Origin of the sequence: Companilactobacillus paralimentarius DSM 13238 = JCM 10415, from assembly GCF_001434985.1 — a bacterium.
Taxonomy (GTDB): Bacteria; Bacillota; Bacilli; order Lactobacillales; family Lactobacillaceae; genus Companilactobacillus; species Companilactobacillus paralimentarius.
This window is the reverse complement of sequence record NZ_AZES01000025.1, coordinates 23,632-33,649: the sequence shown is the minus strand read 5'-3', so window position 1 is coordinate 33,649 and position 10,018 is coordinate 23,632. Positions and strand designations below refer to the sequence as shown.

Sequence of the window (10,018 nt, the reverse complement as noted above, 5' to 3'; positions counted from 1 at the left end):
ACTTGGATTCAATTTATTTTGTCCAAGTGGCTAACTTGTTATTGAAATTTTCGAAATTGTAAAAACTAACTTTTCAAATATCTAAAATTTTAGATTTACAGTTGGCCTACCAAACCTATCCCAATCACCCTAAGTCAAAGGAACTATTAGAGGGATATTCTAAAGTAGTGAATGATATACATCAGAGTTTAGAAATGTCTCAAAAATTAGTTGATGACGTTCAAAACTTGGTTAAATAGTTAGAACATATAGTCTGGAATCACGGTCAGGATAAGGATAGTCAGTGTGAAAATTTTCTAAAGTGACTTGTTGAAAGCCTTTTTTTTCATAAAAATAGTGTGAACGTTCTTCTTTTTCTGGTGTATCCAAAACAATACGTTGGAATGACTTTAGTTTGGCATGGGTCAATAAAGTTTGATAAAGTTGGGCACCTAAATGGTGAGGTTGACCACGATATTGTGGATAAGTGAAGAATTTTTTTAGGACTGCAGTTTTATTGTCTAAGGGCAAAAAAGCAATGGAACCTACAATTTGATTATTGTCTAAAGCAATCCAAAAATTACCGCCATTTTTTTGATAGTAGGTTGGAATTTGAAAAATATCGTCCTGTTCAGCCATTTTGATATCTAACTTGGCTTCGATGTTTTGACAATAATTAATTAAATCGACTAACTGAGCTTGATTCTTAGGATTATTTTGATAAGGAATTATTTGCATGGAAAGCCTCATTTCTTAATGATGGTTCAATTGTAATATGAGATTCTTAATATGTATAATTGATATTAAGAATAGATGTTATCAAAATAACTGATAGTTAGGACAAAATTATGGATATACGTGAGTTAACCACTTTTAAAATGATCTCGGAGACACGCAATTTTTCAAAGGCAGCTGAATTATTAGGTTATACTCAGTCGAATATTTCAATGCAGATCAAAAATTTAGAAGCAGAATTAGGAACTAAATTATTCGAATACCAAAAGCGACAGGTCATAATCACGCAAACTGGAATAGAACTTCTACCATTGGTGACGAAGACATTAGAGAATTTTTCTGAAATCAAGACTTGGAATCAAGAAGTAGAACAGACAGGGATTCTAAAAATTGCGGCACCAGAATCATTAACTATTTCTATGGTGGCACCGATGTTGAAGAGGTTTAAACAGAAATATCCTCAGGTTCAAATTGAATTGCAAAATGCGACTTGTTTACATAATGAAGAAACATTGTTGCGTGGTGAAGTGGATGTGGCTTTCATGATGTGGCCTAGTCGTCCAAGTAAGAAACTGATTGATCATGATTTAGGCGAACAAGAAATGGTTTTAGTGGTACCAACTGATAGTAAAGTTTCATTTCAAAAATTGCTCAATGATAGAAATACTCAATTTATCATCAATGAACCAGAGTGTAGTTATCGCAATCAATTTGAGACCGCTGTTTGGCAACAACATCAACGTCAATTTAGAACTACTAGCCTAGATGGTATTGCGGCTATCAAGGCGGCGGTGGTTAATGAATTAGGATTTAGTTATTTACCATTAACAATGGTAGAAAATGAAATAAAGAATCAAAAGTTACGAATTGTCAAAACTGATATTGTGAATCATGTTCATGCTCATTTGTTGACTAGAGATTATAAAGAGAAATCCAATTTGATTTCTGAATTTATTAAAATGTTTTAGATAGAAAAAATATTATTAATGATGCCTAACAATTACTGATTAAAATTTTGGTAATTGTTAGGCATTTTTTATATTATTAAGGAAGATGCTTGAATTTAATATTTATTCATTGTAATATTAGCTACTAACGTTTTAATTCAACTGAAGAATCATCGGAGGGTCTGTTTTTGAGGCTGGACAAGATGCTAGGTAGCTATTGCTACTAAGTGTCTTGTTTTTTTTTACTGGATTGGAACTAAATAAAAGGGGGGAATTTAATGAAAGTATTAATGCCATATATCAGGCGTTATCGAAAAGATGTTTACATTGCGCTTATCTCAGTCATAGCCTTAGTGTTTGCGACACTTTGGCAACCACGATTGTTGCAAGTAATTATGAATGCAATTTTGAAGGGCGATAAGGATACTATTTTTCAACAGGGAATAATTTTGATTATTTTAGCGATAATCGGAATTATTGCTGGGGTTGTCAATACGATTTATTCGGCTCATGTTGCATTGGGTGTAGCGACTGATTTACGTTCAGATTTGTACGATAAAGTGCAGTCCTTCGCTTATGCAGATGTGGAAAAGTTTTCGGCGTCAAACTTAGTTGTTAGAATGACAAATGATATTAATCAGATTCAGCAAATTGTCATGGCGACTTTTCAACAAGTGAGTCGGATTCCGTTGCTGTTTGTCGGAGCCTTCATTTTAGCCATGATCACAATGCCACAACAGTGGTGGGTCTTGATTGGTATGATGATTATTGTCATAGCAGTTAGTTTATACACGTATAAAAAAATGAGTGGCTATTTTGCGAAAACACAACAAGATATTGAAAATGTTAATACGGTAGCTCGTGAGAATTTGATGGGTATTCGTGTTGTTAAGTCATTTGTGCAGGAACCGCATGAAATTAAAAAGTTTTCAGCTGCTTCGGATAGTCTGACGAAAGTTACAGCTAAAATCGGTTATACTTTTGCCATTTTGATGCCAGCATTCTTCTTAACAGCTAATATTGCCGTAGTTTTGGCGGTTTATCTAGTTGGACAAAATATAACAATTCATCCTACTTATTTAGCTGCGATTACTAGTTTTATTTCTTATTTAATGCAAATCCTATTTGCAGTCATCAATGGTGGTTTCTTAATGATTGCGGCTTCTAGAGCTAATATTTCTCTAGGACGTATCGGTGAAGTCATGAAAACTGATCCTAGTATGTCATACGTTGAGGGTAATTCTGATCCAGTTGAAGGTGATATTGAGTTTGATCATGTGACCTTTACTTATCCTGGCGATGATGCGCCAACATTGAGGGATGTTAGTTTCAAAGTTAATGCTGGTGAAATGATTGGTATCGTTGGTGCAACTGGATCTGGTAAGACGACATTGGCTCAATTAATTGCCCGTTTATATGATCCTGATTCCGGTACGATCAAAGTTGGTGGAGTTGATGTGCGTCAACTTTCTGAAAAATCTTTACGTAAAACAGTTGCTTATGTTTTACAGCGTTCGACATTGTTTTCAGGAACTATTTCAGCCAACTTGCGTCAAGTTAAAGAAGACGCTACACCAATTCAAATGCAGTGGGCAGCCAACGTTGCTCAAGCTTCTGAATTTATTGAACGGTTACCTTTAACTTATGATGCACCAGTTGAAGAACGTTCTTCTAACTTCTCCGGTGGTCAAAAACAAAGACTATCGATTACCCGTGGTGTTATTGCACAGCCGAAGATTTTAATTTTGGATGATGCTACATCAGCTTTGGATGCTAAATCAGAAAAATTAGTTCAAGAAGCTTTGGATAGAGATTTAACTAAGACTACTACAGTAGTGATTGCTGAAAAAATTTCTTCAATTTTACGAGCAGATCGAATTCTGGTTTTGGATAGCGGTCGTATTGTTGGAAATGGTAATCACAAAGAATTAGTAGCTCATAATTCGGTATATCAAGAAATCTATCGTACGCAAAAGGCTAGAGAGGGGGCAAGATCATGAGAGATTTAAAGAATGCAGGAAAGTACTATTGGCACTATTTAAAAAAATACTGGTTTGGTTTTCTCATGACGGCAATACTAATCGGTATTTCAACCGCATGTATTGTTATTGCTCCAACTTATCTTGGTCGCGCGGTTTCTGAGTTAACAACCTACTTGCAACAGTGGACGAATACTGCGACTCGTGGAGATGCTAGTTTGGGTTCTTTCCATAAAACTTTGTGGGTTTACTTGGTCTTGTATTTGGGCGATGCCAGTACTTTATTGATAGCCAGTATGATTTTGGCTAGAATTACAGCTTATTCAACTGGTACCATGCGTGTCGGATTATTCCGTAAGATGCAACGAATGCAAGTACAATATTTTGATTCTCACAGTGATGGGGACATTTTGGCACGCTACACTTCTGATTTGGATAACATTTTTAATGCGATGAATCAGGCTTTAATTGAAATTTTCTTATCCGTAGCCCAATTTGTCGGTATTCTAATTGTTATGTTTAATCAAAATGTGACAATGGCCTGGGTAACGATGGGATCAACTCCAATCGCCTTAATCATTGCGGCAGTTGTTATGAAAAAAGCAGGTGTGGCGGTTAACCATCAACAGGATGATATCGGTAAGATGAACGGTTATATCAATGAACAAGTTACCGCCCAAAAAGTTATTATTACCAATGGTTTACAAAAGGATTCAATCGCTGGATTTAGAAAACATAATCAAAAAGTTCGTCAATCGGCTATGTCCGGTCAAATTTGGTCAGGTGTTTTGAATCCTTTGATGCAGGGCATGGCCTTGTTGAATACAGCCATCGTTATTTTCTTTGGCTCATGGTTTGCTTTAAACGGAACTTTATCAACTGGTGCTGCTTTAGCTTTGGTCGTTGTTTTCGTTAACTACGCACAACAGTATTACCAACCAATCATGTCATTGACCAGTTTGTACGGAATGATTCAATTAGCTATCACAGGTGCTCGTCGTGTTGATGAAGTTAGAAGTCAACCAGACGAAGTTCAACCCGCTGACGGTAAATCATTAGCTGGAATTAAAAATGAATTGCAAATTGATGATGTTCACTTTAGTTACTTACCGGGTAAAGAAATTTTACATGGTGTTTCAATTTCTGTACATAAGGGTGAAATGGTAGCTTTAGTCGGACCAACGGGTTCTGGTAAGACAACTGTTATGAACCTTTTGAATCGTTTCTATGATGTGGATAGTGGAGGAATTACGATTGATGGAACTGATATTCGTGAATTCTCTTTGAAAGAACTACGAAAGAATGTTGGTATCGTCTTACAAGATCCACAATTATTCTCAGGAACGATTGCGGACAACATTCGATTCGGTGACCCTGAAGCAAGTATGGAACGTGTTATCGATGCTGCTAAACAGGCTAATATTCATGAGTTCATCGCCAGTTTGCCTAAGGGTTATGAAACAGAAGTATCTGATGAGCAAAGTATTTTCTCAGCTGGTCAGAAACAATTGATGTCGATTGCCAGAACGATTTTGACTAATCCCCAATTATTGATTCTGGATGAAGCTACTTCAAATGTTGATACTGTCACGGAAGCTAACATTCAAGCGGCAATGGATCGAGTTATTCAAGGTCGGACTAGTTTCGTTATTGCTCATCGTTTGAAGACAATTTTGAACGCTGATAAGATTGTTGTTCTAAAAGATGGTACGATTATTGAACAAGGTAATCATGATAAATTGTTGGCAGAGGATGGTTTTTATGCCGGACTTTATCGCAATCAAATGGTGACAGATTAAATTACGTAAATAAAGAACAAAATGGCCAGTGACTCGAAAAAGAGTTGCTGGCTATTTATTGTGGAATAGAGTATAAAAGTGCCTTTTTTACTGGAAACCCGTAAACTTGAGAAAAGGTTAAGAGGTAAGGGAGATGAAAAGGAAACGTCAAATTCTAATTAGTACTCTTTTTAATATGATGCTGATTTTCACCGCCATGAGTTTAGATCAATCAAACTTTGATAAAAGTACTCCTGAAAATGAAATTATATCTAAGGTTATTCCTACGGTAACCACTGCAAAAGCGGCAGTTACTCCATATCACGAACCAACTTCTGATCCAATAATTTTGTTGTTTATTTGGTTGACTTCGGGTTACAATTTGCAACCAGAAAATCAATATACTTATGTGAATAATCCTAAAACTCTGTATACCGACTCAGGTCGATCAGTTGTTGATGCCTTGTTAGGTTTGTTGGCGAGTCCACATTATACTTGGTATCAATCGACCGATGGGCAGAATTGGACACAAATGTCACAGACAACCAAAGAGTTAATAATAACGCCGACTAAAGTAGGAACGGTCTATTATCAACAGATGACACGTTGGTATGGTTTAATTCCAGGTTTACTAGATACCATTGTTTATTCTAAAGTGGCCTTTATAACTACTTTTCCAAGTCCTATTAATGCTACTGCCTTGAGTGTGAAAGCTAATGATAATTATTTATACAATAATCAGTCCAGTGCGGCTACAACCTATGTAACTGGGACTCCAACACCTAATAATGCAACGGGAAATATAACTTGGAAGGTTAACGATACTAGTTTGGCAACGGTAGATAGTAGGACGGGACTAGTAACGGCTAATACCAATAGTAAATCTGGAACAGTTCGAGTGACTGGGACAATGAGTAATAGTGATGGCACCAGTGTTAGTGGTTATGTCGATATTAAGATTGGTGGAGGATTGGACGATCAAACAGTCGATGAAGGTAAGAAAGCGACTTTTACGGTACAAGGAAAATTCGATGAAAAACCAACTAATGTTGTTTGGCATAAAGTAGATATTGCGGGTAAGGATACTGTCGTAACTAACAATAATAGTGATGTTTTAACGTATACAACTGCTAATACAGTTTATGCTACTGATAATGGAACTAAATACTATGCAGTTTTGACCGTGACAAGTGGTGATAGTACGACGACCGTTACTACTAATAAAGCTAATTTGAGTGTTAGAAAAAATGTCGTTCCCGATATTTCCATTAATAATACTATTTTTAACAGTAGTTATGAGGACCACAATAGTGAGAATACAATCATAAATAATGTAGCCGAGAATGATAAAGTGATTCATCGAATTACGGTCAAGGATAGTAATTTGAATTCGGCTTTGACAAGGGCTGAAATACAAATTAAGTTACCTAAGACTTCGGTAATTGATAATGTTAAGGTGAATAATCAAGATTTTACAGATTATATTAGTGTGTCTGATCCGGATAATAATCAGAGTACAATTCTGACTTTACGTAATTTAAATTTCGTAACCACAAAGGATTTCGCAATTGAAATCAATTCAACAGTTGGGAAAAATGAAATTTTATCGTTCAATTCTAATGTGAGTGTGAATGGTTATGATACTGGTGATAATCTGCTAGGACAGTACCTGCCAGCTCAAAGTTTGCAATTGAATTTTGCTGACAATAGTATCAATTTACAGGCGAATGATTGGAGCTATAAAACAATTAATTCATATACGACTGATACTTTACTTGATAGGGATAAGATTGAAAGTAGTCATTTGGAAGTAGATGATAAACGCCGTAATAAACAGGCTTTAACTTTATATTTGTCACAAAAAAATCCTTTTAAATCTGATGGAAAAGTACTAAATTCCGAGATGCGTTATTATCCACAAGATGGTAGTTATGAAGTTCTGAATGAAAATGGCACGCTAGTTTCTGAAACTGTTAATGGTCAAAGACTTGATTCAGTTGCTTGGCAAGAACATGAAGGACCAAAGTTATATATCAGTGATGGAGTCCATGAAGCTGGCAATTACACTACCCAATTGGAGTGGTCACTAGTCGAGTCAATTAGTTAGAGCGTGGAACAAGGGCGCTCAGCCTCCGAGGATTTGCCTAGATATCGGAATTACACGCGCACTTGGCGTGTGATTTCGGTATCGTAGCAAACCACAGGAGGTTGCCTTGTGGAACGCGTTTCCACTATATTGCATAGAACATTGGTCATTCATTAAATAAAAGCAAAAATAAAGCGAGTAATCAAAATACGATTACCCGCTTTATTTGTTTTAAGCTCAAAAGACCACGTTAGCCTTTGTTAATAGCCTCTTTGAATTTGATACTTAATGAATTATCAATGTAATGAAGTTGTAGAACAATTTCAAACCGTAAAGAATGATTACTGCACCACAGACCATGTTAATAGTCCGTAAAACTTTGGCGTTGAATTTATCTTTAAACTTAGCGATGACTAGATTTAATCCGATAAACCAAACAAATGAAGCGATGACGACACCGCCAATGAAGATTGGATAACTATTGACTGGTAATGTGACTTGAAAAGCCCCCAACATCAGTGATCCATCAATGATTGCTTGTGGATTGAACCAAATCATAACAAATGCTGTTGAAATGGTTTTGAACATGGTTAATTCGGTATCTTTACTGCCAATTTCGGAAGCTTCAGCCCGTAAAAGATTAATCCCCATATAAATTACGATTAAACTTCCGAAAAGAAGAATAGCAATTTTAAGCCATTCAAATTGCTTCATGATTGCCCCAATGCCAAAGAAACAGGCAATTGACAGAGCAATGTCAAAGAAAGCCACAAAAAAGGCAGCGATGTATGAACGGCGGCGTGATTGAGTTAACGCATTATTGATCACAAATAAATTTGCTAAACCAATTGGCGCCTCAATCGCGAATCCCATAGTTAGTCCTTGTAGAAAAAAGTTCATAATTTTACCTCCCTTGCCAACCAAATTATGGTTTATAATTTAAGCACAATAATGATTATATAAGTGTTTTTAAAAATAGTAACCAACCAAGTTATTTTTATAAACCCAACCAAAGGAGAAACAAATGCGAAGAGAATTTCCAGTCGTAATTGATTGGCAACCAGACAAAAAAAGTTCAGTACCAATTTATCGCCAAATCGTTAAATATGTTTGTGATAAAGTCGCCAGTGGGCAGTGGCAAATCGGTACTAGATTGCCGTCACAGCGGGATTTAGCTAAAATGTTTCACGTGAATCGAAGTACCATTTCAACGGCTATTGATGAGTTGACTTCGTACGGAATTATTTCGGGGAAACGTGGTGCCGGAACCCAAATTATTAGTAACACATGGTCATTAATGTTGCCAACGGCCTTGAATTGGAAAAAATATATTTCAGCCGGTTATTTTCAAGAGAATAAGCGCCGTATTCAACAGATTAATCATTGGGAATTTGCCCCAGAGATTACACGCTTAGGAACTGGTGAATTGGACCCTAGACTATTTCCTAAGAAAATGTGGTCTGAAATTATGCAGAAGTTGAGTACCGAAATTACTTCATTAGGATATGCCGAACCCTTGGGGCTATTAGAATTACGAGAAGCCATTGCTAAGCATATGCAGAAGTTAGGTATCAACGTAGGCGTGAAGAATATCTTGATTACTTCCGGTGCTTTGCAAGCCTTACAATTGATTGCATCGTGTTTATTGGAAGATGGCAGCACTGTTTTCACTGAAGCACCGAGTTATTTGAAATCACTCCAAACCTTTCAATCGATGGGATTAAACTTGGATGGAATACCGATGGATTCGGAAGGGATGGAGTATTGGCGAATAGAAAAACGTCTCAAAAATAATGAGTCAGTGTTATACACTATTCCAACCAATCACAATCCTACAGGTATAACGATGTCAGATTTCAGACGTCACGAATTGATGGAGTTCTGCGTAAAAAATAGACTCCCAATTATCGAAGATGGAGTCTATCAGGAATTATGTTTTGACGAACAGCCGACAGCTTTGAAAGCTATGGATAAAAACGGGATGGTCATGTATTTAGGCAGTGCTTCAAAGGCCTTGGCACCAGGACTGAGGATTGGTTGGGTCATTGCCTCTGAACCAGTTATTCAGAGATTAGGAGACACCAAGATGCAGATGGATTATGGAGCCAGTTCCTTATCGCAATTGGTATTCGCCGAATTTTTGAATAGCGGCTTGTATGATGAATATCTGGTCAATTTGAAAAAGGAATTGAAGAAACGTCGCGATAACGCCTTGAAAGTTTTAGAAGATAATTTTCAAGGAATTGCCACTTGGAATCGGCCTATTGGCGGATTTTATATTTGGTTAACGTTTAAAGATGATATTGAAGCCGAAGATTTGTTTGAGAAGGCCTTGAATGAAGGAATACTTTTGAATACCGGTGATATTTATGATTTTAAAAAGAACCGGTCAATTCGGTTATCGTTTGCTTATACCACTTGTAAGGAATTTAGTGCGGCTATGGGGAAATTACGAAAACTATTCTAAACGTAGTGTAATAAAAAACAGTAAGATCTCAATTGATCTTGCTGTTT

7 protein-coding genes are annotated in these 10,018 nt (G+C 36.5%); 5 read left to right on the top strand and 2 right to left on the bottom strand.

The window, feature by feature from the left end:
• Positions 1-231: 231 nt before the first annotated feature.
• Complete coding sequence (locus FD33_RS02925) at positions 232-717, bottom strand: GNAT family N-acetyltransferase (RefSeq protein ID WP_025085818.1); 486 nt, start codon at positions 715-717, stop codon at positions 232-234.
• A 110-nt stretch (positions 718-827) separates the two neighbouring features.
• Here FD33_RS02925 and FD33_RS02920 point away from each other — a divergent pair, with 110 nt between their 5' ends.
• From FD33_RS02920 to FD33_RS02905, 4 genes are all read left to right on the top strand, one after another.
• Positions 828-1,682 carry a LysR family transcriptional regulator gene (locus FD33_RS02920; RefSeq protein ID WP_056955738.1) on the top strand — a complete coding sequence of 285 codons (855 nt, stop codon included), beginning with the start codon at positions 828-830 and terminating at the stop codon, positions 1,680-1,682.
• A 257-nt stretch (positions 1,683-1,939) separates the two neighbouring features.
• Positions 1,940-3,661: an ABC transporter ATP-binding protein gene (locus FD33_RS02915; protein ID WP_025085817.1), complete on the top strand. Its 1,722-nt coding sequence runs from the start codon at positions 1,940-1,942 to the stop codon at positions 3,659-3,661.
• Positions 3,658-5,439: an ABC transporter ATP-binding protein gene (locus tag FD33_RS02910; protein WP_056955737.1), complete on the top strand. Its 1,782-nt coding sequence runs from the start codon at positions 3,658-3,660 to the stop codon at positions 5,437-5,439. The genes FD33_RS02915 and FD33_RS02910 overlap by 4 nt, the downstream gene beginning before the upstream one ends.
• 133 nt (positions 5,440-5,572) lie before the next feature.
• Positions 5,573-7,525 carry a hypothetical protein gene (locus FD33_RS02905; RefSeq protein WP_025085816.1) on the top strand — a complete coding sequence of 651 codons (1,953 nt, stop codon included), beginning with the start codon at positions 5,573-5,575 and terminating at the stop codon, positions 7,523-7,525.
• Positions 7,526-7,789: 264 nt separating this feature from the next.
• Here the strand turns inward: FD33_RS02905 and FD33_RS02900 are convergent, their stop codons facing one another.
• Positions 7,790-8,404: a LysE/ArgO family amino acid transporter gene (locus FD33_RS02900; RefSeq protein WP_025085815.1), complete on the bottom strand. Its 615-nt coding sequence runs from the start codon at positions 8,402-8,404 to the stop codon at positions 7,790-7,792.
• Positions 8,405-8,528: 124 nt separating this feature from the next.
• Here FD33_RS02900 and FD33_RS02895 point away from each other — a divergent pair, with 124 nt between their 5' ends.
• The gene (locus FD33_RS02895) at positions 8,529-9,971 is read left to right on the top strand and encodes an aminotransferase-like domain-containing protein (RefSeq protein WP_056955736.1); all 1,443 of its coding nucleotides are present in this window, start codon (positions 8,529-8,531) and stop codon (positions 9,969-9,971) included.
• The last annotated feature ends 47 nt before the right edge of the window (positions 9,972-10,018 follow it).

Excerpts from the sequence above, each read along its gene's own strand:
- FD33_RS02925 (WP_025085818.1), bottom strand. The coding sequence starts at position 717 with ATGCAAATAATTCCTTATCAAAATAATCCTAAGAATCAAGCTCAGTTA.
- FD33_RS02920 (WP_056955738.1), top strand. The coding sequence starts at position 828 with ATGGATATACGTGAGTTAACCACTTTTAAAATGATCTCGGAGACACGC.
- FD33_RS02915 (WP_025085817.1), top strand. The coding sequence starts at position 1,940 with ATGAAAGTATTAATGCCATATATCAGGCGTTATCGAAAAGATGTTTAC.
- FD33_RS02910 (WP_056955737.1), top strand. The coding sequence starts at position 3,658 with ATGAGAGATTTAAAGAATGCAGGAAAGTACTATTGGCACTATTTAAAA.
- FD33_RS02905 (WP_025085816.1), top strand. The coding sequence starts at position 5,573 with ATGAAAAGGAAACGTCAAATTCTAATTAGTACTCTTTTTAATATGATG.
- FD33_RS02900 (WP_025085815.1), bottom strand. The coding sequence starts at position 8,404 with ATGAACTTTTTTCTACAAGGACTAACTATGGGATTCGCGATTGAGGCG.
- FD33_RS02895 (WP_056955736.1), top strand. The coding sequence starts at position 8,529 with ATGCGAAGAGAATTTCCAGTCGTAATTGATTGGCAACCAGACAAAAAA.